The following is a 24,700-nucleotide window of genomic DNA, read 5'->3' on the forward strand; positions in this document are numbered from 1 at the left end:
CTAGTTCAACTCCTCGAGGGCCTTGGTCTGGCGGAAGCTGATGATCGACACCGTCGCCACGATGATGAAGATGAGAATCGCGAATGCGCTCGCGAGACCGTAGTCGCGGCCGGTGCCCTCACCGAACGCCACCTTGTAGACGAGAGTGATCAGGATGTCGGTGGCGCCGGCATCGACGCCCGCATTGATGTCGCGCGGCCCACCGCCGGTGAGCATGTAGATGATGTTGAAGTTGTTGAAGTTGAACGCGAAGCTCGAGATCAACAGCGGCGCGACCGAGACGAGCAGCAGCGGGAACTTGATCAGGCGGAACACTGCCCACGGCCGGGCGCCGTCGACCGTCGCGGCCTCGGTGAGCTCTTCAGGGATCGACTGCAGTGCCCCCGTGCAGATCAGGAACATGTAGGGGAAGCCGAGCCAGAGGTTCACGATGAGCACGCTCGCCTTGGCGAGCCACGGATCGGTGAGCCAGGGAATGGCCGCCCCGCCGAAGATCACCTGGTTGATGAAGCCGAAGTCTTGGTTGAACAGACCGAGCCAGACGAGGCCCGACAGGAACGCCGGGAAGGCGTACGGCAGGATCATGATCAGCCGGTAGACCTTCTTGCCCTTCATGCCCGGCTTGTTGAACACGATCGCCAGGAACAGGCCCAGGATGAACGTGGTCGCGACCGAGAGGATCGCGAACGCGAACGTCCAGATCGTCACGCTGATGAGCGGCCCGCGAATGTCGTCGTTCGAGAAGGCGGTCACGAAGTTGTCGAAGCCGACGTTGATCGTCCAGCCGGGGATCAACTCGCGCCCGTCGTCATTGACGTACGCGCCCTCGCCCCCGTCGCGGTAGACGAGACCTGTGGCGTCGGTGAAGGTGTCGCTCGCCTCGTCGTACTCGAGAGCCGACTCGTAGACGTACGCGTTGGAACCGTCGGGCGTTCGCAGTGCGCCGTCGGCGGGGTCGTCACTGAACGGAACCGACAGCGAGGTGATCGCCCGCTGGTTGTTCAGCAGGTCGGCGAAGCTGAGCGTCGTGTAGCCGTCAAGGGAGATGGCTTTGCCCGTGCCGTCAATCTCGGCATTGGTGACCTCGGTGAGCGGCTGGTCGGGGTTGCCGACGAGAACGTCGCCGTCAGGGTCGGTGACGAGGAAGGAGTAGCTGCCGTTCTGCTCGAGCACCTGCAGGCGGTAGGTGGGCGAGTCGGCGACGCGACTCAGGGAGGTGAGCTGAATGTTCTCGATCGCGTCGGCCTTCGTGCCGTTGCGGCCGTCGCCGTAGTTGGTGAAGGCGATGTAACCCGAGTAGACGACGACGAAGATCTGAAAGACGGCGAGGAAGAGCAGGCCCGGCGCGAGGTACTTGGCGGGGAGGCCCCCCGGGCGCAGGTAGATCCAGTTGATGACGATGGTGACGGCGAGCGTCACGCCGAAGACGATCCACGACTCCTGCATGAACAGCACGAACATCGCGAAGACCGCGAGGGCGTCGACCAGCCCGAGCAGCACGATCTTGATCGCCCAGCTGCGCATGCTGGAACCGGAACTCGCCGCGAGGCGCGAGGCGGGCATACCGCCCCTCGGAGCCGGAGGCGGAGCGACGGCGGGTGTTTCGGCGCCGGGAGTCGTCGTGCTCATCGGGGAATCGTCTTTCGTCGGGGGTGGGGCGGGGGAGAAAAGCGGGGCGGTGAGAGGCGAGGCCCCCCGGTGTGCGCGTGCACTCCGGGGGGCCTCGCTGTCATCACCTGTGGTCGGTGCGGGTGACTAGCCCGCGGTGACCTTCTCCTGGATGCTCGCGACCATCGCGCGCCACAGCTCGACCGGGTCACCCTGGCCGTTGATGATGGCGACCTGGCTCGAGCCCCAGTCGCTCCACACGACGTCCATCGCGGGCACGTTCGGCATCGGCACACCCTCGGCGCCGACCGCACCGAAGGCGGCGACGTCGGCGTCAGCCTGAGCGGCCTCGAAGGCGCTCAGCAGGGCGGGGGCACGGCCACCGACCTCGTAGAGGGCCGTCTGAACCTCTTCGCTGCCGATGTAGTTCACGAGGAACTCGGTAGCGGCGATGGTGTTCTCGCTGCGCGACGACACGAAGAAGCCCTGCACGCCGACGAACGGCGACGCGGTCTCGCCACCGGCGGTGGGGATCGGATCGATCGCGTAGTTGATGCCGCCTTCCTGGATGGCCGGGATGTTCCACGGGCCGGTGAGGAAGAACGGCGACTTGCCGGCGATGAACTCTTCGCGCGCGATGTCACCCGAGATGTTCGTGTTCAGAATGCCCTGCGAACCCCATTCGGCGAGCTTGGTCGCGAACTGCTCGCCACCCTCGTTGCCGAGGGCCAGCGTCGTCGGGTCGTAGGTTCCGTCGGCGGTGATCTCGAAGACCGGGGCGCCGAACGAGGCCTGCAGCGGGTACAGGTGGTACGGGTCAGACGCTGCCGGGTCGAGGCCGACGAGGAAGGCGTACTCGGTACCGGCGGCCTGGCCAGCGGCGATGAGCTCGTCGAAGGTGGCGGGCGCTTCGGCTACGAGGTCGGTGTTGCGCACCATAGCGATGTTCTCGACCGAGTAGGGCAGACCGTAGGTCTGGCCCTCGTAGCTCATGGCCGTGATCGCGACATCCTGGAAGTCGCCGGCGGTGTCGCCGAGCTCAAGCGGCGCGACAACGCCGTTCTGCACGAGCTTGCCGAGCCAGTCGTGCGCGCCGACGATGACGTCGGGCCCGTTGCCGGTGGGGGCCTGCGTGATGAAGTCGTCGCGGATCGCGCCGAAGTCTTTGGTCACGAGTTCGACGGCGACACCGCGGTCAGCCTCGAACTGGGCGGCGATGTCTTCGAGCACACCGGCGCGGTCGGCGTCGACCCAGACGGTCAGGGTGCTCGACGCTGCGGGGGTTTCAGGAGCGGTGGTCGGGTCGGCCGTCTCGGCCTCGCCGGCGCACGCGCCGAGGAGCAGGGCGGCGGATGCCGCCATCGCTCCGGTAGCCAACAGGCTGCGGGTCACCTTCATCGGTGCATACCTTTCGTGTGCGGGCGGCCTCATTGCCGGCGCGCTGCCGGTGCGTTCCTCGATGGAGGTTCTCACCGTCGCCAAGAGGCCATTCTCTTGATGCGCTCGCGAACTGCAAGCGCTTACAGTTATAGCGCCTGGGGCGCGTCCTGACAACTAGGGATTTTCCGCCTGTGGATGGTGAACTTTTGCTGGAAGAACGCTGTAAACCCGCAAGCGCTTCCATCCGCGTGGAACCGTTTCCACATTCGCGGCTTTCCGCGTATCGTGGCCCCATGGCCAACGAAACCCTCAGCCCGTCCGGCGCGCCCGCGCGCGTGTCGCACGCCCAGTCATCCCAGCCGGGCCACGAGTGGTGGCGCACCGCCGTCATCTACCAGATCTATCCGCGCTCCTTCGCGGACGCGAATGGCGACGGCATCGGCGACCTCGCCGGCATCACCACCCGTCTCGACTCGCTCGCCGCGCTCGGCGTCGACGCGGTCTGGCTCTCGCCCTTCTTCCGCTCGCCGCAGAACGACGCCGGCTACGACGTGAGCGACTACTGCGACGTCGACCCGCTGTTCGGCACGCTCGCCGACTTCGATCGGATGCGCGAGCGGGCTCACGAGCTCGGCCTGCGAGTCATCGTCGACCTCGTTCCGAACCACTGCTCGAGCGAGCACGTGTGGTTCCAGGAGGCGCTGGCTGCCCGCCCCGGCTCGATCGAGCGCGACCGCTTCATGTTCCGCGAGGGCAAGGGCGAGAATGGCGAGCTGCCCCCGAACAACTGGCAGTCGATCTTCGGCGGCCCCGCGTGGACCCGCGTCACCGAGGCAAATGGCGAGCCGGGCCAGTGGTACCTGCACCTGTTCGACTCGACGCAGCCCGACTTCAACTGGAAGAACGAGTGGGTCTGGGAGCGCTTCCGCGAGATTCTGCGCTTCTGGCTCGACCGCGGTGCCGACGGCTTCCGCGTCGACGTGGCGCACGGCCTCATGAAGGCCGAGGGCCTTCCCGACGTGCCCGAGCCCGAAGAGGGCGAGAGCCTCGCCGAGGCCATGATGAAGCCCGACGAGGTGCCGTACTGGGCGCAGCCGCCCGTGCACGAGGTCTACCGCGACTGGCACAAGGTTCTCGACGAGTACGAGGGCGACCGCGTGCTCTGCGCCGAGGCCTGGGTCGAGCCGCTCAGCCGCGCGGCCCTCTGGGTGCGCTCAGACGAGATGCACCAGGCCTTCAACTTCAGCTACCTCGCCACCCCGTGGGAGGCGCCGAAGCTGCGCGCTGTCATCGATGAGTCGATCGCCGCGTTCGGCGAGGTCGGCGCCCCGAGCACGTGGGTGCTGTCGAACCACGACGTCGTGCGCCACGCCAGCCGCCTGGGCCTGACGGTGCACGCTGCCGCGCCGGCCAGCGGGATCGGCCCGGCATCAGAGGACAAGCCCGACGAGGTCCTCGGCCTGAAGCGGGCCCGCGCGGCCACCGCGCTCATGCTGAGCCTGCCGGGCAGCGCCTACCTGTACCAGGGTGAAGAACTGGGACTTCCCGAGGTCATCGAGCTCGACGACCACGTGCGCGAAGACCCGACCTTCCACCGCACGAACGGCGAGGTGTACGGCCGCGACGGCTGTCGCGTGCCGCTGCCGTGGGAGGCGGACGCTCCGGCATTCGGCTTCAACGACTCGGGCGCGAGCTGGCTGCCGCAGCCGGCAGAATGGTCCGCCATCGCCCGCGACGCGCAGCTTGGCGACCCCACGTCGACACTCGAGCTCTACCGCCGGGCGCTCGCCCTGCGCGCCGAGCACGAGCTCGGCTCTGGCTCGGTCGACTGGATCAACCTCGGTGACGAGGTCGTTGCCTTCCGCAACGGTGCCATCACGGTGATCGCCAACCTGGGCGAAGGCGCCGTTGAGCTGCCCGCTGGCGAGGTACTGCTCAGCAGCGGCCCGCTCGACGGGCGCGCGGTGCCGAGCGACACCGCTGTGTGGGTGCGGGCCGAGTAGGCGAGCACCCACCCGACGTCACGGGTCCCGGATGCGCGCACCGCGCATCCGGGACCCGTTTCGTTAACGAGCCAGCTGCGTTCGCGCGATGACGCGGGGCGCACACACAAACGGCCCCTCGCGGGGCCGTGTGACCATGCGTGCGGGAAGCGGACGCTTACGAGGCGTTGGTGGTGAGCCAGGCGTAGGGATCAACCGCGACGCCGTCGAGCTTCAACTCGAAGTGCAGGTGGGGTCCGGTCGAGAGGCCCGTGTCACCGACCTGGCCAATGTAGTCACCCGCCGCGATGGGGTCGCCTGCCGACAGCGGGGTCGAGTTGCTGACCATGTGCGCGTAGAGCGTGGTGACCTTCTGTCCATTGATGACGTGGTCGACGATGACGTGCAAGCCGTAGCCGCCACCCCAGCCAGCGAAGGTGACCACACCGTCGGCGATCGACTGAATCGGCGTGCCGTAGCCGGGCACGAAGTCGAGGCCCTGGTGGTAGCTCGAGCAGCCGCGGCAGGGAGCGCTGCGGTTACCGAAGCCCGAGCTGATCTCGGCGGCGAACGGGAACGGCCAGCGCACGGCGCCGGTGCCGGTCGTTGCGTACATGAAGCTGCGGTTTCCGTACTGCAGGCGCATGAGCTCGGCGTACGAGGTCACGCTCCAGTCGTCGCGGTTCGCAACGGGCAGGGCCTCGGCGTCGGTGGCCTCGGTGGCGAGCACCTGGCTCGGCGGGGCTTCGGCGGGTGCGGCGCCGCCGGCGAGGCTCGGCGCGGTCTTGTTCGTTTCGATGACCGCGCCGGCGTCGAGCGCGCTCGCGGTCGCGACGGCGCCGATTGACGCGTTCGCGGCATCGGCGTTGAGGTCACCGAGCACGGTGGAGGGCACCGAGGTGCCGATGATGAGGGCGGCAGCGGCGGCCATAACGATCGGCGGGAACACTTTGCGGGCCACCCGCGTGCGCATCGGCACGACGGGAGCAACCGATGTACGAGCGGCGGTGGTCGCGACGGGAACAGCGGGGGCCGGGTGTACCGCACCCACCGCGCGAGCCTCCGCCGCACGCTCCGCCTCGCGCAACGCCCGACGCGAGACGTGGCCTTCCGCAGCCCGAGCCTCGCGACGCGTCATCGGCGCACCCGCAGCGGGGTCCGACGCGGCGTCGCCGAAGGAGGCGGAAGGCCGCGTGAGGTCATCAGTCATGAAGCGGGGAGGAGTTTCTCTGCGTCGTGGGTACGTATCGATGGGGCGTTGGCGACGGCACTCCGAAGAGACCCGAATGTCACGAACTGGTAAAGGCTAACCGCTTGTTCCCGAGACGAAAAGTCCGCGAACGAGATTCATAGCTTTTCCACGAATGAACGGCCCGCAAACGGGGGGTTAGGCTCCGACCTCGTCGAGCAGCGCCTCCAGGGGCTCGAGCAGCTCGGGATGCACGGCGATCACGAAGTCGCGGCTGGGCGCTGCACCGTGGCGGCCCACCACCACGCCGCCGGCCTCGGCGACGATAAGTCCGCCCGCCGCGTGGTCCCACGGGTTGAGCGTGCGCTCGGCGTAGGCATCCACGCGCCCGGCCGCGAGATTGCAGAGATCGAGCGACGCTGTGCCCAGGCGCCGAATGTCGCGCACGCGCGGCAGCATCGCCGCGACGGCCGCCCCCTGCTCGGCGCGAATGTCGGCGTCGTACGCGAACCCGGTCGCAATCAGCGCCTCGGCAAGCTGCGGCGGTTCCGGGATGCGCAGCGCTCGGTCGCCCAGGAACGCCCCGCCCCCGCGCACGGCCGTGAAGGTCTCGCCCGTCGCCGGATTGTGCACAACCCCCACACGCTCGACCCACGTCGCCGGATCAGCGGGACCTTCGACCACGGCAATACTGACCGCGTAGTGCGGGATTCCGTACAAGAAGTTGACGGTGCCGTCGATTGGGTCGACGACCCAGGTGAGCCCACTCGAGCCAGCGTCGCCCCCCGACTCTTCTCCGAAGAAGGCGTCGTCGGGGCGGGCGGCGCGAATGCGGTCGCGAATCAACGCCTCCGCGTCGCGGTCGACCTGCGTGACGACGTCGGTGACCGACGACTTGCGGTCGGCGACCGTCACCGTTCCCTCGCGAGCCGCGGCGATCATCCGGCCCGCCTCGAGCGCGATCTCGAGCGCCAGCTCGAGCAGCGCAGAATCGGACGGGCGGTCGGATGCTCGGGTCGCGTCGGTCATGCACCCCAGTCTCGCAAACGCGAATGGCCCCAAAAAAACCGAAGGCCCCGCGTCGATGCGCGGGGCCCGTGGTGGCGAGTGAGGGATTCGAACCCCCGAAGGCTACGCCGGCTGATTTACAGTCAGATCCCTTTGGCCGCTTGGGTAACTCGCCGTACGCGCGCCCGACCACTGTGTTCAGCGACCGGAAGCGCGGGACAAGAATATACGGTTCTTCAGCCACTCGAGAACCAGGGGCCTGCAAGCGCTTGCAAACTCGGGTGTGGCGGCTAGTGTGGCCGCGGGGGAGAGAAGAGTTGACATGACCGGCATTGATGACGTCGCGAAACTCGCCGGCGTATCGACGGCGACCGTGTCTCGCGCGCTCAGCGGCCGCGGCCACGTGGCGCCCGCCACGCGCGAGAAAGTCGCCCACGCCGCCAGCCAGCTCGGCTACGTCGTCAACGCCGAAGCCTCGTCGCTCGCCACCGGCCGCACCCGCAACGTCGGCGTCGTCGTGCCCTTCCTGAACCGCTGGTTCTACACCTCGGTCATCGAGGGGGCGCAGCGCCGCCTCATGCAGTACGGCTACGACCTGACCCTGTACAACCTCTCGGGCAACGAGCACGAGCGGGCGAGCGTGTTCGAACACTTCTTACTGCGCAAGCGGGTGGATGCGGTGCTCGCGGTCAGCCTGGAACTCACCGCAGACGAGGTCGACTCGCTGCACGCCCTCGGCCGGCCGCTCGTCGGCGTCGGCGGGCCGATCCCCGGCGTACCGACCTTCAGCATTGACGACGTCGCCGTGACGAAGCTCGCCACCGAACACCTGCTCTCCCTCGGGCACCGCGTGATCGGCCACATCGGCGGCGACGTAGAACGCGAGCTGTCCTTCCACCTGCCCACGCATCGCCGCGCCGGCTACGAGCTCGCCCTCCGCGACGCCGGCATCGAGCCTGACCCTGAGCTGTACTTCCCCGCCGTCTTCACCATGGAGAGCGGCTACCAGGCGGCGAAGCAGCTGCTCGGTGGTCCCCGACACCGACCCACCGCGATCGTCGCGGCGAGCGACGAGATGGCAATCGGCGCCATCATCGCGGCACGCGACATGGGCCTCGAGGTGCCGCGCGACCTCTCGGTGATCGGCATCGACAACCACGACCTCGCGCCGTTCTTTAACCTCTCGACGGTTGACCAGCATCCGGAATTGCAGGGCGAGCGGGCCGTCGAATTGCTGATGAAGGCCCTGCAGCAGTCGAACGGCGACGACGTTCCCGCCGTCGACCAGCCGCTGCCGTTCGACCTGATCGTGCGCGGGTCGACCGCCCGGGTGCCGCTCACGGCCGCCGCAGTAGACTCGGCACATGGCTGATTCCTCGTTCGACATCGTCAGCAAGGTCGACAAAATGGAGGCGGACAACGCTCTCCACCAGGCCCAGAAAGAGATCGGGCAGCGCTACGACTTCAAGGGCGTCGGCGCCTCGGTCGACTGGAGCGGCGAGAAGCTGCTGCTGAAGGCGAGCACCGAAGAGCGCGTCAACGCCGTGCTCGACGTACTGCAGTCGAAGCTCATCAAGCGCGGCATCTCGCTGAAGAGCCTCGACGTGGGTGAGCCGTACCCGAGCGGCAAGGAATACCGCATCGAGGCGAGCCTCAAGAACGGCATCTCGAGTGAGAACGCGAAGAAGATCTCGAAGATGATCCGCGAGGAGGGCCCGAAGAGCGTCAAGGCGCAGATTCAGGGCGACGAGCTGCGCGTGCAGTCGAAGAGCCGCGACGACCTGCAGGCGACCATCGCGATGCTCAAGCAGGCTGACATCGACGTCGACCTGCAGTTCATCAACTTCCGCTAGAACACGGGGCCCGAGCCCGGCTCGCCACCCATCTCTCGGCGCCTGCCCGGCGCTAGACTCCGGCCATGGGTGACACGGTCGATAACATGTCGACGGCGGCGCTGGTCATCACACTGATCCTGCTGCTGACCGACCTCACGATTCGCGTCGTGTCGCTGTTCATCGTTCCGCGCAACCGCCGGCCGCAGACCGCCATGGCGTGGCTGCTCGCCATCTTCTTTCTGCCCTACGTCGGCTTCATCCTGTTTCTGCTGTTCGGCTCGCGTCGCCTGCCAAAAAGCCGGCGCGACAAGCAGCGCGAGATCAACGAGTACATCCTCGGCACGACCGAGGGCATGGACCGCGTGAAGCGCGACCACCCCTGGCCGCCCTGGCTCGAACCCATCGTCGAGCTCAACCGCGCGCTCGGCGCCATGCCGCTCGTGGGCGACAACGCGGCGCGCATCATCACCGACTACACCGAGTCGATCGAGACGATGGCGGATGCGGTGGCGAGCGCCACGAAGACGGTGCACGTTGAGTTCTACATCGTCTCGATCGATCACGAGACGGCGCGATTCTTTGACGAGATCGACGCGGCCGTCGCGCGGGGCGTGACCGTGCGCATCCTGTTCGATCACGTCGCGACGGCCCGCGTGCCGGGCTATCGGAAGCTGCTGAAGCGCTTGCGGGCGTCGGGGGCCGAGTTCCACGCGATGCTGCCCGTGCGGCCGTGGCGCGGCCAGTGGCAGCGGCCTGATCTGCGCAACCACCGCAAGTTCTTGATCGTGGATGGGCGGGTGGCGTTTACGGGGTCGCAAAACCTCATCGAGCGCGGATACAAGAGGAAGAAGCACTGGGCGGGAACGCTCGAGTGGCGCGAACTGATGGTGCGCTTCGAGGGGCCTATCGTTGCGGGCATCGACGCGCTGTTCGCGACCGACTGGTATTCGGAGACGGACGAGCTGCTGCTGCGCGAGTCGGCCCCGATTCCGGAGGAGCTGCCCGACGACGACATCGACGCGCAGGTCGTGCCGTCGGGGCCGGCGTTCGAGGGCGAAAACAACCTGCGCCTGTTCAACTCACTGGTCTACGCGGCACAGCATCAGATTCAGATCTGCTCGCCCTACTTCGTGCCCGACGAGTCGATGCTGTACGCGATCACCACCGCGGCGCAGAGTGGGCTCGACGTGCAGCTCTTCGTGTCGGAGATCGGTGACCAGCCGACGGTGTTCCACGCGCAGCGCTCGTACTATGAAGCGCTGCTGAAGGCGGGCGTGCGCATTTGGCTGTACCGCGCGCCGACGGTGCTGCACGCGAAGCACGTGACGATCGACGACCAGGTTGCCGTGATCGGTTCGAGCAACATGGACATGCGCTCGTTCAGCCTGAATCTCGAGGTGTCGGTGATGGTGCGCGGGCCGCAGGTGATCGCCGATTTGAGGCGGGTCGAGCAGGAGTACCGCGAGAACTCGACCGAACTGAAACTCGAGGAGTGGCAGAAGCGCCCCAAGCACATGGCGGCCTTCGACACGCTCGCGCGCGTGACGGCGACGGTGCAGTGAGCGGTTCTGTCGAGCCGGGCGGCGTTGCCGTGCGCATCGAAATCGATGAACTGCGCCGGCCCGAGGTGCTCGCGTTGCTGGACGAGCATCGCACCGAGATGTTCGCGACCACCTGCTCGGCCGAGAGCGTGCACGCGCTCGATCTCGACGCCCTGCGCGCCGACTCGGTCACCGTCTGGACGGCCTGGCTGGGCGACGAGGTCGTGGGCTGCGTTGCGTTGAAGCGCATCGCGCCGCAGCACGGCGAGCTGAAATCGATGCGTACGACGGCGGCCGCCCGGGGCCGCGGGGTGGGTGCCGCGCTGCTGTCGCACGTGCTGGCCGAGGCGGCTGCGGCGGGGTTCACGCGGGTGAGCCTCGAGACGGGTGCGGAGGACTTCTTCGCCCCGGCGCGGCGCCTGTACGAGCGTTTCGGCTTCGTTGAGTGCCCGCCGTTCGGCTCGTACCGACTCGATCCGCTGAGCGTCTTCTACACCCGAGCGTTGTCGGCGGCAGAGGCCCCGGCGTAGGGTTCGGCGTAGGGTTCGGCGTATGGCCCGGAAGACTATGCCGACGGACGTTCCGGTCGCCGACTACCTGGCGGGCCTGGATGCGCGGCGCGCGTCAGAGGGGGAGCGCCTGGTCGCGCTCTTCCGCGAGGTCACGGGCGAGGAGCCGGTGATGTGGGGCCCATCGATCATCGGCTTCGGCGAGTACGAGTACACCTACGCGAGCGGCCATTCGGGAACATGGCCGAAGGCGGGGTTCTCGCCGCGAAAGGCTGAGATCTCGTTGTACGGCCTGCAGGCGGCGCCGGAAGCGGCAGAGCTACTGGCGCGCCTCGGCCCGCACCGTCGAGGTGTCGACTGCGTCTACGTGCGCCGCCTCGACGCGATCGACGCCGAGGTGCTGCGCGCCCTCGTCGCCGCCAGCTGGAACTACTACAGCACCCACTGACCGCCTGGCCGCGGCCCTGGGTGACCGCCCCGCGCGCGGTGCTGGCCACCGCGTCGTAGCGAGGCACCAGTAACCCCGGCTGCACGCTGACGGTCAGCCGCGCTGCAAGGTGACAACCACCCGTACTGCACGGTGATGACCACACCTCCTGCTCGGTGATGGCCACCCCTTTCTGCAAGGTGATGGCCACCCCCTCGACTCCCTTCCACAACAGCGGGAAGCGGAATCGATTTCGCGACCACCGGAATTCGCCAAGGGCTGCGGAAAAAGGGCTGCGTGTAAGACGGTTTCATCTTCCCGCGGTTGTGGAAGGAACCCGCGAGGTTGAGGGCTCACTTTTCCGCGGTTGTGGAAGGAAGCCGCGTGGTGGGGGGTTCATCTTTCCGCTGTTGTGGAAGGGCGGGCGGGGCCCTCACCTTGTCCGATGCGCGGCGCCTCTCCACGAATGCCGCGACGCACCGTCACCGCGAAACAGCCGCGGGCATTGTGCCGGGGTGACCGTGGGAAGACCAGCGAACAGTGAATGGTGGCCAGGGCGGCGCGGGTTCGGCTTCGACGGGTTCGACGCGTTCATTCGGCATCGCGGCGGCATAGTGCGGCGGTCCGAACTGCTCGCGGCCGGCTGGACAGCCGACGAGCTACGCATCGCCTTCGGGCTCTGGGGGCGCCCCGAGCGGGTGCGGCGCGGGTGGTACTGCGTTCCCGAGCTGCCCGACGAGATTCGCCGCGCCTGGGCAGCCGGCGGTCCCCTCGCATGCATTAGTGCCGTGCGTTGGCATCAGGGCGAGCCCCTCGGCGAGCTGCTGCACATCGCCATGCACGACCATAGACACACGCGACGGAGGGAACGCGACGCGAGACGAGCATCCGTCGTCGTGCACTGGCACGATCCGGCCGACGCACCCGACAACGCGTGGGCGCTCCCCCTCGACGTCGCGCTCCATCAGGCCAGCAGGTGCGCCGGCGCGCTCGCCGATGAAGCGCGCCTCCGAGAACAGCGCCTGCGCCGTGCGCGGCGCTGCCGCCGTGGCGGCGCCGCCTAGTCGCGGCTGATGCGCACCATCTCGTCGCGCGGCACGACCTTGATGCGCTCGCGGCCGCGCGCGGTGCCGAGCTCGCGCTCGTGCTCGTCGAGGCGGTGCCAGCCGTCGAGGTCAGTAAACAGCACGTTGCGCGAGCGCAGCAGGTCGAGAATCGCCTGCTCGTCGGGCTCGGCCGGCTGCCACCACGACCCCGAATCCTTCACGAGGTGCTTGATGGTCTCCATCGCATCCGACTTCGTGTGGCCGATGAGGCCCACCGGGCCGCGCTTGATCCAGCCGGTCGCGTACACCCCCGACACCACGCCGTTGTCGTCGTCGAGCACGCGGCCCTCGTGGTTCGGAATCACACCGTGGCGCTCGTCGTACGGAATGCCGTCGAGCGGCGAGCCGAAGTAGCCGATCGCGCGGTACACGGCCTGCACCGGCACCTCGCGGAACTCGCCCGTGCCGACAACGCCGCCCGCCCCATCCGGACGCGTGCGCTCGTACCGGAACGCCGAGACGTGCCCGTTCGAGCCCAGTACCTCAACCGGCTTCGCGTAGAAGTGCAGGTGCAGACGCCGCGACGCCTGCCCCGTCTCGCGCGCCCGCCACTGCGAAAACACCTTGTCGATGACGAACAGCTGCTTGTTCGACTGGATAGCCGAACGCGACGCGTCGTCGTAGTCGAAGTCTTCGTCGTACACGATCATGTCGACGTCGTTCAGCTCGCCCAGCTCGCGGAGCTCAAGCGGGGTGAACTTCACCTGCATCGGGCCGCGGCGACCGAACACGTGAACGTCGGTGACGGGCGACGCCTCGAGGCCCGCGTGCACGTTGTCGGGAATCTCGGTCGGCAGCAGATCCTGCGGGTGCTTGGCGAGGATGCGCGCCACGTCGAGGGCCACGTTGCCGTTGCCGATCACCGCAACCGACTGCGCCTCGAGCGGCCACTCGCGCGGAACATCCGGGTGCCCGTCGTACCAGCTGACGAAGTCGGCGGCGCCGTACGAGCCCGTAAGGTCCATCCCCGGGATGGTGAGATCAGCATCCTTAATCGCGCCCGTGGCGAAGATGACCGCGTTGTAGTGGCGCTTCAGGTCGTCGAGCGTGATGTCGGTGCCGTAGTTGACGTTGCCGAACACGCGAATGTCGCCCGAGTCGAGCACCTCGCGCAGGGCGTTGATGATGCCCTTGATGCGCGGGTGGTCGGGGGCCACGCCGTAGCGAACGAGCCCGTAGGGGGCGGGCAGGCGGTCGAAGAGGTCGATCGAGACGTCGAACGAGCGCTCGTGCTTCAGCAGGATGTCGGCGGCGTAAATGCCGGCGGGCCCGGCTCCGACGATGGCGAGTCGCAGCTTGCTCATGCTCGTAGAGGTTCCTTACAACTGATCGGTGGGCAGGGCGAAAAACGAAGGGCCGGATGCTCGGCGCCGGTCACGCTACCGGCTGCGGTCGACGACGGCTTCCGCGAACTTGGTGAGGGCCTTCTTGACGGGGCCAGCCGGCAGGCTCGCGAGCCCGGCGACCGCGTCATCGGCCCAGCGGCGCGCCTCGTCATAAGTGCGCTCGGTGACCGGGTGGGCGCGCAGTTCGGCAACGGCCGCCGCAAACTCGGCCTCGCGAATCGGGTCGGGCTCGCCGTTCGCGCCGTCGACACCCTCGGCCTCGCCGACCGTGCGCTCGATGCGCTCGAGCAGCGCCGCGGCGGCGGGGTCGGTGAGCGCCTCGCGGCGCAAGTACAGCAGGGGCAGCGTCGCAACCCCCGAGCGCAGGTCGGTGCCCTGCGGCTTACCCGTCTCGGCGTCGGGCTCAGAGAGGTCGATGACGTCGTCGACCAGCTGGAAGGCAACGCCGATCTTCTCGCCGAAGGCGACGACGGGCTCGGCGTACTCGTCGCACGCGTTCGAGAAGATCACGCCCATCTGCGCGGCGGCGGCGATGAGCGATCCGGTTTTGTCGGCCAGCACCTGCAGGTAGTGCTCGACCGGGTCGTCACCCGGCCGCGGGCCGAGAGTCTCGTGCAGCTGGCCGAGGCACAGCCGCTCGAAGGTGTCGGCCTGCAGCTTGATGGCGCGCTCACCGAGGCTCGCGACGAGCTTCGAGGCACGGGCGAACAGCAGGTCGCCGGTGAGGATCGCGACCGAGTTGCCCCAGACGCTCTGCGCGCTCGGCACCCCGCGGCGCATCTCGGCCTCGTCCATGACGTCGTCGTGGTATAGCGAGGCGAGGTGCGTGATCTCGACCGCCTGCGCGGCCGTGATGACATCGTCGATGGCGCCGTCGCCGAGCTGCGCAGTCAGCAGCGTCAGTACGGGGCGGATGCGCTTGCCCCCCGCCTCAAGCAGGTAACGGGAGGTGACGTCGGCCATGTCGTCGGCGAAGCTGACCTCGCGCAACAGGCCCTCTTCGACCTTCTCGAGGCCGACCTCGATGGCGTCGGCGAATCGGCGCTCCTCGCTCGAGGCGAACAGCTTCTCGCCGAGCCCGAGCGACGCCGACAGCGTCTTGCTGCGGCGGGCGAGCGGAGTACTCGGGATCACGGTGTGCCGATCGTCGAGGGTTGACGGGATCACTCGGCGGCGGCCGAGGCGGGGCTGGCGGAGCGCGCACGGCGACGCTTCGCAACGGATGCGCGGATCGCCGCGTCGAGCGGCTTGCGGCCGCGATGCATCGCGACGACACCGGCGGTGAGATTGCGGTAGGCGACGCGCGTGAATCCGGCGGCGCGCATCCACGTGCAGAGGGTCGCCTGGTCGGGCCAGTCGGCGATCGACTCGAACAGGTACTCGTACGCGTCGGCGTTCGAGCTCGCGACCTTCGCGATGTGCGGCATCACGTGCTTGAGGTACGCGTGGTAGCCGCGACGCAGCAGACCGACCGGCGGCTTCGAGAACTCGGTGATGACGATGCGGCCGCCGGGCTTCGTCACCCGGTACATCTCGGCGAGCGCCTTCTGCGGGTTCTGCACGTTGCGCAGACCGAAGCTGATGGTGACGGCGTCAAACTCGTCGTCGCCGAAGGGCAACTGTTCGGCGTCGCCGACGACGAACTCGAGCTGCGGGTGGCGGCGACGGCCCTCGGCGACCATGCCCTCCGAGAAGTCGACGCCGACGACGGTCACGCCGGTCTTCGAGAAGGCGACCGAACTGGTACCCGTGCCCGCGGCGATGTCGAGGATGCGCTCACCCGGCTGGGGGTCGACGGCCTTCACGGTGGCGACGCGCCAGAGTGCCGAATTGCCGACAGAGAGGATGGCGTTCGCGCGGTCGTACCGCGGCGCCACGTCGTCAAACATGGCGGCGACGACACTCGGCTGCTTGCTCAAATCTGCCTTCGACACAGCCCGAGTCTAGTGAGTGCTCACCCGAGGTTCGCCGTGAGCGGGCTGGGGAGCACCGGTGCGCGAGTAGCCTCATCTGGTGACCTCGACGCCCTCCCCCGCCGTACGGGTGCGCGCCGTGACGACCGTGGTGTCGGTCGACGGCCCGCTGCTGCGGTTCGCCGATCCGGCGCATCCGCTCGCTGCGCTGCGCCGCGGCGACGGTATCGTCGGCATCGGTGAGGTCTGGCGCGGCGAGTTCCGCGGTGCGAGCAGGTTCGCGGATGCGGCGCTCGCCTGGCGCGCGATCGCGGCGGCCGCCGACGTGGTTGATCCGGTGCACCGCGCCGGCTCGGGTCTCGTGGCCTTCGGCAGCTTCGCGTTCGCCGACGCCTCCGCCTCGTCGAGCGTGCTCGTCGTGCCCGAGACGATCGTCGGGCGGCGCGACGGGGTGGCGTGGGTGACGCGGGCCAGCGTTGTCGGGGACGGGGCGGACGCCGCGACGTCGGGGGGCGCGGCGGCAGGCGCTGGGCACAAGGGCGCTGAGCTTCCGCCCGCGACCGAGATCGGCGAGCGCCCGCGGGCGACCCTGGCGGCGGCGACCCTCAGCCGCGACGACTTCGTGGCTACGGTCGGGCGGGCCGTCGAGCGCATTCGGGCCGGTGACGTCGAGAAGGTGGTCATTGCGCGCGACGCGACCGCGAGCATCCCCGCCGACGCCGACCGCCGCGCGATCGTGACCGAACTCGCCGAGGCCTACCCCGACACGCTCGCCTTCGCGGTCGACGGGCTGATCGGGGCGAGCCCCGAAACGCTCGTGAGCGTGCACGCCCGCGAGGCGAGCGCCCGCGTCTTGGCCGGGTCGACCGCGCGCGGCGCTGATGCCGCCGAAGATGCGGCGGCCGCGACCCGGCTCGCGACCAGTCAGAAAGACCTCGACGAGCACGAGTTCGCGGTGCAGAGCGTGCTGCGCGCGCTGCGTCCGCACGTGACCGCCGTCACCGCGAGTGAGGCGCCGTTCACGCTGAAGTTGCCGAACCTGTGGCACCTCGCGACCGACGTCGAGCTCGAGCTCGCCGAAGACTCGAGCGGCCTCGACCTTGTTGCAGCCCTGCACCCGACGGCGGCCGTCGCCGGCTCGCCCACCGACGCGGCGCTGGCCCTCATCGCCGAGCTCGAGCCGTTCGACCGCGGCCGCTACGCGGGCCCGGTCGGCTGGATCGACCAGGACGGTGACGGCGAGTGGGTCATCGCGCTGCGCTGCGCGCGCATCGATGATGACGGCATGCTCGTGGCGCACGCCGGCGCCGGCATCGTCATCGACTCTGACCCTGTCGCGGAGCTCGCCGAGACGCGGATGAAGTTTCGGCCGATCGCCGACGCGCTGCGGTAGCGAAGCTCAGCACACAGACGCTCCGCCGCCCGGCCGCTCAACTCTGCGCGAGCCGCGCCTTTTCGGCCTCGACGTCGTAGGTCGCGGCGGGCCACTGCGGGTCGATGCGCTCGAGCGCGTCGGTCAGCAGCGACTGCACCGCGAGCCGCGCAAACCACTTCCGATTCGCCGGAACGATGTACCAGGGTGCCTCGTCGATCGAGGTGCGCTGGATCGCGGTCTCGTAGGCGCGCTGGTAGTCGGGCCACAGCATCCGCTCATCGACGTCGCCCGGGTTGTACTTCCAGTGTTTGTCGGGGCGGTTGAGACGCTCGGCAAGACGCGCCTGCTGCTCGTCGTGCGAGACGTGCAGCATGACCTTGACGACACTGATGCCCGTGCGCACGAGCCGCCGCTCGAACTCAACGATGTCGGCGTAGCGCTGCTCGATCTCGTCGGCCGGGGCCAACTGCCGCACGCGGCCGATGAGCACGTCTTCGTAGTGCGAGCGGTCGAAAACGCCGATGCGGCCGACCGGCGGCAGCTCGCGTTCGATGCGCCAGAGAAAGTGGTGGCTGAGCTCGTGCGCGGTGGGGCGCTTGAAGGTCGCGAGGTGCACGCCCTGCGGGTCGACCGAGCCCACGACGTGGCGCACGATGCCGCCCTTGCCGGCCGAGTCCATGCCCTGCAGCACGAGCAGCACGCGTCGGCGCTCCCCCGCGGTGCTGGCCGCGAACAGGCGCTCTTGCAGGGCGCTGAGGTGATCGACACCTGCGGCGAGCGCCTCCTGGCCGGCCGCCTTGTCGCCGTCGAAGCCGGGTGTCGCGTTCGGGTCGCGGTCGGCGAGGCGAGTCAGGGCGTCGGCGCGCAGCAGTTCGATCATGCGTGCGACGCTACGCGGCCGGGTGTCTCGCGTCGAGGGCGTTGTCGGCGGCGCGCCTGCACTGCCAGGATTCACCCACGCAGCCCCTGGCCTGAAGGAGAAGCAGTGCGTGACACAGACCCCCTCGAGCAGGCGCTCGATCAGAGCAGCGCGCTCGCTGATCGCGAGGCGCTCACGGGCCTGTCCGCCGCCGAGCTGGAGCACACGGTGAGCACGCTGCGGCGGACGACGAGCACCCTGATCGGCGTGCTCGGGATCGCAGCAGCTGGTGCCCTGGGGCTGAGCTGGGGCGGGTTGCCGGCCGTGGCGGAACCCGCGGCCTGGTGGTGGGGGCCGCTGGTGCTCATCGTCGCGGCGCTAGCGGGGGTCGCATCGCTCGCGATTCCCGGTGCGCTGGCCACGCAGCTGGCCCTTGCGGGCCGAACCCGCGCCTTCTGGTTCGTGAGCAGTGTGCTCACCTGGGGGCTCCGCTTCGGATTCCTGGCATCGATCGCCGCACTGGTCGATCGCCAGTGGGCCATCGTGGCGCTCGCCACCCTGGGTCTCGTCATGGCCGAGCGTCTGAGCGTGTCGGTGAATGAGCGATTGCTGCTCACCGCACTCACGACGACGACGGGCGGCCGTCGAAATCTGACGTCGGCGAACATCGCCGAGCTCGTGCGCTACCGGCAGGCCCTCGGCATCACCGGCCCCGCCTCGGTGTCGGGGCTATCGGGAGCCACGCTGAACGCGGCGAGCGTGGGCTACGCGGTGTCCGGACTCGGCCTCGGGGTTATCGCCGCCACCGTTCCGGCGCTCGGCGTGGCCGCGGTCGCCATCGCGAGCGCGATCGAGTGGAACGAGCTTGCGCTGCTGCGCAGCGGCGACGATCGCGTCTATGTGCGCAAGCAGCTGGCGACGGCCTCGCTCATCGCGCTGCTCGCCGCCCTCGGATGGGCGGCCACGGCAACGCTCTAGCCGCGATCGGCGGGCGTGTGCTCGATGTGGCCCGGCTCTTTCGCGCGACGAAAAGCGGTTCGGATGCCGATGATGATCAGCAGCAGCACGCACATCGCAGCGGTGAGCGGCATCGCGGCGAGGGACCCGTATGCCACGGCTGCCGGCCAGTTGTTGTCTGCAGTGGTGCCCGGCCAGAACTCCACACCGTTTGCCCGGTAGATGCCGGTAATGACCACGACGATCGTGTAGGCCACGACCGACAAGCCGAAGAGCGCGGCTGTGCCTGCAAGTAGCTTCGTCATTACCCTGCGATTCGAATCGTCATGGACGACATCAGTGCTTTCGTGTCGACCTTCCCTCAGCAACGAGGCTATGCCATGGTTGGTGCCGCCCCACGGTAACGGGGTTCGCGTCGAGGCTTACGCAAAGCGATCGGGAGGCGCGTGGTCCTCAACCAGATCAACGATTACGCCTGTGGGCCACGGGTGCTGATCGAGTGACACATCGGCACGCGTCAGCGAACCTCGCGCGGAGAACGTGATCTCGGCGCGATCAGCGTGCCGCGTGATGTCGGCGATGCGAACACCGGGCCAGAGATCAGGCACAACGTGGCGGCCGTAGCTCCCAATGTCGAGCAGCAGGCTCGCCCAGTGGGCATCGGCGTCGCCTTCGGGCCACACGTATGGATGCTCCGGCTCGGGCGCGTCGGCGAGAGACGGGTCGAGCGGGACGACAAGCTCGCGGAGGCTCGCGGGCGCGGGCACCTCGACAACCGCGCCATCGACCGTGATCGCGATGCGCGCATCCTCGAATCGGAGCGCGGTCACGCGCGAACGGAAAGACGGCTGAGCGGCGAGGAGGCGACCCACCGCGAGCGCGGCGTCAAACGCCACATCGACGGCCTCACTCATCGTCGAGGGGTACTTCGACGACGAGCAGGGGCTCGGGGGCGGTGAGGGCGTCGTCGAGGTCGGCGCGGGTCGACGCCTTCCGGTACGCCCAGCCGCCGGCCTTGGCGAGTGCCTCGATGTCGACCGCGTGCGGGGTTCGCATGACCTTCGCGTAGTCGTCGGGGTTCGCTGTTGCGGCCACCTCGAGTTGGTCGAAGATCGTGCCGCCGCGGTCGTTGCCGACGAACAGGTGCACGCGCACGCCCTCGGGGAGGGGCGCAAGCAGGGCGCCGGCGTCGTGAATCAGCGCGAGGTCGCCGAGCAGCACGCGGGTCGTGCCGGCCTGCGGCGCGGTGTCGCGGGCGGCGAGGGCGATGCCCGTCGCGGTCGCGATCGTGCCGTCGATGCCGGCGAGCCCACGGTTCGCGTGCACGCGAATGTTCTTGCCCGACACGATGCGGTCGGCCTCGCGAATGAGACGCGACGCGGCGATGACGAGGCGGTCGTGTGGCCAGGTGGATGCCCACACGGCTTTCGCGAGCATCCGCCGGTCGACGCGTTGGCGCAGAATCGCGGCCTCCGCCTTGGCGAAGGCGAGCCGCACGCTCATGTCGGTCGACGCGGACTGCTCGAGGTCGGGCGCGGGGTCGTCGGGCGCCGTCGACTCGAGCACGGCGCGGCTCATCGCGACCCAGCCGCCGACCCAGCGGCGCACGGCCTGCGGGTCGGGTTTACCGATGACGCGCACGTCGTCGACGACGCGGGCGCGGCGGCCCGGGTTGTACGCGTCGGCTCCGGGGGCGCGCACAACGATGACCTCGACGTCGTCGCGCTCGAGCAGGGCGGGAACCTCGCGGCTCAGCGTCGGATGGCCGAGCACGACCGCGCGACCCACCGCCTCGCCGTGCGGGCCGCGCAGCACCTCGCGGTAGGCGACGACCGCGTGGCGGCCGAACCGGGCGCCGCTCGACACCTCGGCGATGAGCGGGGCCCCGAGGGCGGCGGCGAGCTCTTCGGCCCGGGCGCCGGCGCCGTGGCCGGCAATGACGACGGTCGCGTCGTCGGGTTCGAGGTCGATGACGTTCGGGCCGGGGGTGCGCTGCCAGGCGGGGCGCGCATCCATCTCGGACGCGTCGGCGCCGTCGGCGATGGACGCGATGTCGGGGATGCTCGGCTCGGCCCCGCTGAGCGGCTCACGGTAGGCGAGGTTCAGGTGCACCGGGCCGTCGGCGGCGGCGCGCATGGCGACGGCGGCGAGTTCGCGCATGTCGTCGGCCTCGCCGGGTGCGCCGGTGGGGGCGTCGACGTCCCAATCGGCGGTGACCATGTCGCCGAAGATGCCGACTTGGTTCGTGGTCTGGTTGGCGCCGATGCCGCGCAGCTCGCGCGGGCGGTCGGCGGTGAGCAGCACGAGCGGCACGCCCGAGTGGTGCGCCTCGAGCACAGCGGGGTGCAGGTTCGCGACCGCGGTGCCCGAGGTGCAGATGACGGCGACGGGGCGACCCGACTCGACGGCGAGGCCGAGGGCGGTGAAGCCGGCAACCCGCTCGTCGATGCGCACGTGCACCCGCAGCAGACCGGCCCGCTCGAGCGCTGCCGCGGCGAGAGCGAGGGCCTGAGAGCGCGAGCCGGGGCTGACGACGACGTCCTCGAGGCCGAGGGCGTGCATCCCGTGAAGCAGAGCCATGGCCGCCTCGGCGGCCGGGCTCACCGGCGCGATGGAGTGCTCGGCGCTAGCCGGCTGTTCCGGCGCGGGGGGTGTCGTTGTCATCGTCGTCTTCCGCCTCGAGGTCGGCCAGCTCTTGCTCGAGGCGGCGCAAACGCTCGTCTTGCTCGGCGCGGCGACGGATCTCCTCCTGGCTGAGCGTGCTCAGAAAGCTGGGGTCGTCGTCGGGAGCGATCGGGCCGACCGTGCGACGCGGGCCGCGCTTGATCTTGCCGATCGTCAACCACAGCACCCCGCCGATGACGGGCAACAGCGTGATGATCGCCCACACCGGCTTCGGCACGCCGCGGATGCGCGAGCGCTCGGTCATCAGCACGTCGACAAGCGTGTAAATCGTGAACGCCACAGCGATCACACCGCCGATGAGGATGACCCGAACCATGGTGTGAAGTGTACGCACGGGCGCTGTGCGCGGCGTGAGTGCGCGCCTCACGTCGGATGGATGCCCCAGCGGGCTTCCCTAGACTGGTCCCGTGCGCCCGTGGATCGTTTACAGCCTGCTGCGGTTCGGCATCTTTGCCGCCGTCTTCGCCCTGCTGGCGACCTACCTGCGGCTGCCGCTCGAATCGACCGGCATCAACGGCTTCCCCGTCTTCCTGATCGCCGGCCTCGGCGCCGCCCTCATCTCGTTCGCCGTGTCGTACATCTTCTTCGGCCGCCTGCGCGAAGCGGTGGCGGTCGACGTGGCCGAACGTCGCGCGCGGGCGCAGCGCGGCGAGGTCGACGACGACACCGCCGAAGAGGATGCGCTCATCGAGGGGGCGCACGGCCCCGATGGCGACGGCCCCGATGGCGACGGCGACGTGGCTGCGGCCCCTCCCGGAGGCTCGCGCTAGAACGCGATCGCGGCGCCGAGCGCGACCGCGAACACGAGCGCCGCGAGGCTCGTCAACTGCAGCGCGAGGATCAGCTCGCGCGGTGTGCGCGCCGTGATGACGATGAGGCTCACCGGCAGCGTCAGCAGCAGGGCAAAGAAGGCCAGCGGCGCCGCCGGGAACAGAATGATGAACCACACGAGGCCGACGAACGGCAGCGCGAGCAACACCACGAAGAGGATGCGCGCGACCCTCGACCCCGTGCGCACCGCGAGCGTGCGCTTGCCGGCGAGCGTGTCTTGCTCGACGTCGCGAATGTTGTTGACGAGCAAGATCGCGGCCGCAAACAGTCCGATCATGACGCCGGCGAGCCACGACTCGAACGGCGCCGTGCCCGTCTGAATGAAGGTTGTGCCGACGACGGCAACCGGCCCGAAGAAGACGAAGGCGACAAGTTCGCCGAGCCCCGCGTATCCGTATGGACGCTTCCCGCCCGTGTAGAACCAGGCGGCGACCAGCGCGACGGCGCCGACCGCGATCAGCCACCACAGCTGCGTGAGCACGACGATCGCGAGGCCGGCAGCGGCCGCGAGCGCGAAGAAGACGAGCGCGACGGTCAGCACCGTTCGCGGTTTCGCGGCGCCCGAGCCGGTGAGGCGGCTGGGGCCGACCCGCACCGCGTCGGTACCGCGCACGCCGTCGCTGTAGTCGTTGGCGTAGTTCACGCCGACCTGCAGGAAGACCGCAACCGCGAGGGCGAGTCCGGCGAGCGTCGGGTCGAAGGCGGCGAACCAGTAGGCGACGGCGGTACCGAGAATGACCGGGGCGAGCGCGAGGGTCAGCGTGCGCGGGCGGGCGCCGGCGATCCAGTCGCGGGGCGTCGCGCGGCGGACCGCCGCCGGGTTGCCGCTGCGCTCAGGAGACGCGTGCGGCTTCTTCTGAGCGCGTGCGTTGCGGGCCGGGGTGCCAGATTTCTTCTTCGCGGGGGTCTTCGCCACGCGCCCGATTCTAGGAGGCGGGCGAGGTTCCGGATGCTGCGCTCGCGCCCGCGGCGAGGCGCGCGGCGGCGAGGCGGTCGGGTTTTCCGCTCGCCAGCATCGGCAGCGCGTCCACCACGACGACGCGGTCGGGGCGGGCCTCGGGGCCAAGCGATTCGCCGACGAAGCGACGCAGAGCATCCCGATCGGGGCGGGCAGTGGTGACGACCACCGGCACCTCGCCCCACTCGGCGTGGTGACCGGCGACGACGACCGCGTCGGCGAGGCCGGGCTGCTCGCGCACGACGCGCTCGACCGCGGCCAGGCGCACCTTCACACCGCCCGAGACGATGACGTCGTCGATGCGGCCGGTGACGCGCAGCACCCCGTCGACCAGCTCGCCGGCGTCGTCGGTGCGGTACCAGCGCGCCCCTTCGCGCTCGACGAAGGCGTCGGCGGTGCGCTCGGGGTCGCCGAGGTAGTACTCGGCGAGCGTGGGGCCGCCGAGCTCGACGCGGCCATCCACAATGCGCACCTCGGTCTGGCCGATCGGGCGGCCGTCGTAGACGACGCCGCCGCAGGTTTCGCTCGAGCCGTAGGTGCGGGTGATGGCCCAGCCGTGGGCGCGGGCGCGGTCGATGAGCGCGGCCGGAGTCGCCTGGCCGCCGACCAGAATGCGGTCGAAGCCGGCGAGCGCGTCGGCGAGCTCGGCGTTCTCGTCGGCCTCGTCGAGCAGTCGGCTGAGCTGAGCCGGCACGAGCGCGGTGTAGCGGTGCTTCTCGGTGAAGCGGCCGATCGCGGCGAGCACGTCTGCGGCGCCCATGCGGCCGGGTGCGATCGTCACGGGGTCGACGCCGGAGGCGAGCGAGCGGGCGAGCACGTTGCTGCCGGCGATGTAGTGGACGGGGAGGGCGAGCATCCACTGGCCGGGTTCGCCGAGCGCGCCGGTCGAGGCGGCGGCGCTCGCGAGCACGGCGTCGGCGCTCAGCGCGACCCGCTTCGGGCGACCCGTCGTGCCGCTCGTCTCGACGACGAGCGCGATGCGCTTCTCGACATCGAGCGGCGCGGTGTGCACGGGGTTGACGCCGCCGCCCCGGAACAGCACGGCCGGCCCGTCGCCGCCGAGCGCCTCACGCAACGCCTCGAGGCACGCGATGGGGTCGGCAGAGTCGACAACGGCAAGCGGACGAGTCACGCGGTAACGCTAGCGCGGGCGGCTGGGTTGGCGCCCGGGATGCGCGTCAGCGCCGGTGA

Annotated in this window: 24 protein-coding genes and 1 tRNA gene; 10 read left to right on the top strand and 15 right to left on the bottom strand. The window is 69.4% G+C overall.

Features of this window, described 5'->3' with window-relative positions; all coding sequences use genetic code 11:
- Entirely contained in the window at positions 1–1,629 is a 1,629-nt protein-coding gene (locus EV141_RS10495) for an ABC transporter permease subunit (RefSeq protein ID WP_185740155.1), read from the bottom strand.
- A 126-nt stretch (positions 1,630–1,755) separates the two neighbouring features.
- Entirely contained in the window at positions 1,756–3,006 is a 1,251-nt protein-coding gene (locus EV141_RS10500) for a sugar ABC transporter substrate-binding protein (protein WP_130485921.1), read from the bottom strand.
- A gap of 275 nt (positions 3,007–3,281) precedes the next feature.
- On the opposite strand from EV141_RS10500, the gene EV141_RS10505 reads away from it, so the two are divergent.
- Positions 3,282–4,991, top strand: coding sequence for a glycoside hydrolase family 13 protein (locus tag EV141_RS10505; RefSeq protein WP_130485922.1), 1,710 nt, complete (start codon positions 3,282–3,284; stop codon positions 4,989–4,991).
- A 157-nt stretch (positions 4,992–5,148) separates the two neighbouring features.
- Here EV141_RS10505 and EV141_RS10510 read toward each other — a convergent pair whose 3' ends face one another.
- From EV141_RS10510 to EV141_RS10520, 3 genes are all read right to left on the bottom strand, one after another.
- Entirely contained in the window at positions 5,149–6,180 is a 1,032-nt protein-coding gene (locus EV141_RS10510; protein ID WP_130485923.1) for a M23 family metallopeptidase, read from the bottom strand.
- Positions 6,181–6,357: 177 nt separating this feature from the next.
- Positions 6,358–7,188, bottom strand: a complete 831-nt coding sequence (locus tag EV141_RS10515) for an inositol monophosphatase family protein (RefSeq protein ID WP_130485924.1) — start codon at positions 7,186–7,188, stop codon at positions 6,358–6,360.
- 69 nt (positions 7,189–7,257) lie between these two features.
- Positions 7,258–7,342, bottom strand: a tRNA-Tyr gene (locus EV141_RS10520).
- A 147-nt stretch (positions 7,343–7,489) separates the two neighbouring features.
- On the opposite strand from EV141_RS10520, the gene EV141_RS10525 reads away from it, so the two are divergent.
- The 6 genes from EV141_RS10525 (at position 7,490) to EV141_RS10550 (ending at position 12,543) form a co-directional block, all read left to right on the top strand.
- Positions 7,490–8,539, top strand: coding sequence for a LacI family DNA-binding transcriptional regulator (locus EV141_RS10525; protein ID WP_130485925.1), 1,050 nt, complete (start codon positions 7,490–7,492; stop codon positions 8,537–8,539).
- A complete protein-coding gene (locus EV141_RS10530) occupies positions 8,532–9,020 on the top strand; it encodes a YajQ family cyclic di-GMP-binding protein (protein WP_130485926.1) in 489 nt (162 codons plus the stop codon). Before EV141_RS10525 ends, EV141_RS10530 begins: the two co-directional genes overlap by 8 nt.
- Before the next feature lie 65 nt (positions 9,021–9,085).
- Entirely contained in the window at positions 9,086–10,564 is a 1,479-nt protein-coding gene (gene cls, locus EV141_RS10535; RefSeq protein ID WP_241969223.1) for a cardiolipin synthase, read from the top strand.
- Positions 10,561–11,073, top strand: a complete 513-nt coding sequence (locus tag EV141_RS10540; RefSeq protein ID WP_241969224.1) for a GNAT family N-acetyltransferase — start codon at positions 10,561–10,563, stop codon at positions 11,071–11,073. The genes cls and EV141_RS10540 overlap by 4 nt, the downstream gene beginning before the upstream one ends.
- A gap of 22 nt (positions 11,074–11,095) precedes the next feature.
- The gene (locus EV141_RS10545; RefSeq protein ID WP_130485927.1) at positions 11,096–11,500 is read left to right on the top strand and encodes a DUF1801 domain-containing protein; all 405 of its coding nucleotides are present in this window, start codon (positions 11,096–11,098) and stop codon (positions 11,498–11,500) included.
- Positions 11,501–12,267: 767 nt separating this feature from the next.
- Positions 12,268–12,543, top strand: coding sequence for a hypothetical protein (locus tag EV141_RS10550; RefSeq protein ID WP_130485928.1), 276 nt, complete (start codon positions 12,268–12,270; stop codon positions 12,541–12,543).
- Here the strand turns inward: EV141_RS10550 and EV141_RS10555 are convergent.
- The 3 genes from EV141_RS10555 to ubiE form a co-directional block, all read right to left on the bottom strand.
- Complete coding sequence (locus EV141_RS10555) at positions 12,540–13,889, bottom strand: FAD-dependent oxidoreductase (RefSeq protein WP_130485929.1); 1,350 nt, start codon at positions 13,887–13,889, stop codon at positions 12,540–12,542. The two genes, EV141_RS10550 and EV141_RS10555, sit on opposite strands and share 4 nt — an antisense overlap.
- Before the next feature lie 75 nt (positions 13,890–13,964).
- On the bottom strand, positions 13,965–15,065 hold the full coding sequence (locus tag EV141_RS10560; RefSeq protein ID WP_130485930.1) for a polyprenyl synthetase family protein: 1,101 nt from the start codon (positions 15,063–15,065) through the stop codon (positions 13,965–13,967).
- 29 nt (positions 15,066–15,094) lie between these two features.
- Positions 15,095–15,865, bottom strand: coding sequence for a bifunctional demethylmenaquinone methyltransferase/2-methoxy-6-polyprenyl-1,4-benzoquinol methylase UbiE (ubiE, locus tag EV141_RS10565; protein ID WP_130485931.1), 771 nt, complete (start codon positions 15,863–15,865; stop codon positions 15,095–15,097).
- A 79-nt stretch (positions 15,866–15,944) separates the two neighbouring features.
- Here ubiE and EV141_RS10570 point away from each other — a divergent pair, with 79 nt between their 5' ends.
- Complete coding sequence (locus EV141_RS10570; RefSeq protein WP_130485932.1) at positions 15,945–17,237, top strand: isochorismate synthase; 1,293 nt, start codon at positions 15,945–15,947, stop codon at positions 17,235–17,237.
- A gap of 37 nt (positions 17,238–17,274) precedes the next feature.
- Here EV141_RS10570 and EV141_RS10575 read toward each other — a convergent pair whose 3' ends face one another.
- Entirely contained in the window at positions 17,275–18,099 is an 825-nt protein-coding gene (locus EV141_RS10575) for a PPK2 family polyphosphate kinase (RefSeq protein WP_130485933.1), read from the bottom strand.
- A gap of 105 nt (positions 18,100–18,204) precedes the next feature.
- Here EV141_RS10575 and EV141_RS10580 point away from each other — a divergent pair, with 105 nt between their 5' ends.
- Entirely contained in the window at positions 18,205–19,056 is an 852-nt protein-coding gene (locus tag EV141_RS10580) for a hypothetical protein (RefSeq protein WP_130485934.1), read from the top strand.
- On the opposite strand, the gene EV141_RS10585 is transcribed toward EV141_RS10580, so the two are convergent.
- The 4 genes from EV141_RS10585 to EV141_RS10600 all read right to left on the bottom strand — a co-directional run bounded on the left by EV141_RS10585 (position 19,053) and on the right by EV141_RS10600 (position 22,036).
- On the bottom strand, positions 19,053–19,340 hold the full coding sequence (locus EV141_RS10585; RefSeq protein WP_130485935.1) for a hypothetical protein: 288 nt from the start codon (positions 19,338–19,340) through the stop codon (positions 19,053–19,055). The two genes, EV141_RS10580 and EV141_RS10585, sit on opposite strands and share 4 nt — an antisense overlap.
- Before the next feature lie 117 nt (positions 19,341–19,457).
- Complete coding sequence (locus tag EV141_RS10590) at positions 19,458–19,949, bottom strand: hypothetical protein (protein WP_130485936.1); 492 nt, start codon at positions 19,947–19,949, stop codon at positions 19,458–19,460.
- A complete protein-coding gene (gene menD / locus EV141_RS10595; RefSeq protein ID WP_130485937.1) occupies positions 19,942–21,699 on the bottom strand; it encodes a 2-succinyl-5-enolpyruvyl-6-hydroxy-3-cyclohexene-1-carboxylic-acid synthase in 1,758 nt (585 codons plus the stop codon). Before menD ends, EV141_RS10590 begins: the two co-directional genes overlap by 8 nt.
- Positions 21,662–22,036, bottom strand: a complete 375-nt coding sequence (locus EV141_RS10600; RefSeq protein ID WP_130485938.1) for a PLD nuclease N-terminal domain-containing protein — start codon at positions 22,034–22,036, stop codon at positions 21,662–21,664. Before EV141_RS10600 ends, menD begins: the two co-directional genes overlap by 38 nt.
- Before the next feature lie 91 nt (positions 22,037–22,127).
- Between EV141_RS10600 and EV141_RS10605 the strand changes: the two genes are divergently transcribed.
- Positions 22,128–22,490: a DUF4229 domain-containing protein gene (locus tag EV141_RS10605; protein ID WP_130485939.1), complete on the top strand. Its 363-nt coding sequence runs from the start codon at positions 22,128–22,130 to the stop codon at positions 22,488–22,490.
- On the opposite strand, the gene EV141_RS10610 is transcribed toward EV141_RS10605, so the two are convergent.
- Both EV141_RS10610 and EV141_RS10615 read right to left on the bottom strand, forming a co-directional pair.
- Positions 22,487–23,467, bottom strand: a complete 981-nt coding sequence (locus EV141_RS10610) for a 1,4-dihydroxy-2-naphthoate polyprenyltransferase (protein WP_130485940.1) — start codon at positions 23,465–23,467, stop codon at positions 22,487–22,489. The genes EV141_RS10605 and EV141_RS10610 overlap by 4 nt on opposite strands.
- A gap of 10 nt (positions 23,468–23,477) precedes the next feature.
- Positions 23,478–24,641 carry an AMP-binding protein gene (locus EV141_RS10615; protein ID WP_130485941.1) on the bottom strand — a complete coding sequence of 388 codons (1,164 nt, stop codon included), beginning with the start codon at positions 24,639–24,641 and terminating at the stop codon, positions 23,478–23,480.
- Positions 24,642–24,700 lie beyond the last annotated feature (59 nt).

Origin of the sequence: Microcella putealis (assembly GCF_004216575.1) — a bacterium.
Lineage (GTDB): Bacteria > Actinomycetota > Actinomycetes > Actinomycetales > Microbacteriaceae > Microcella > Microcella putealis.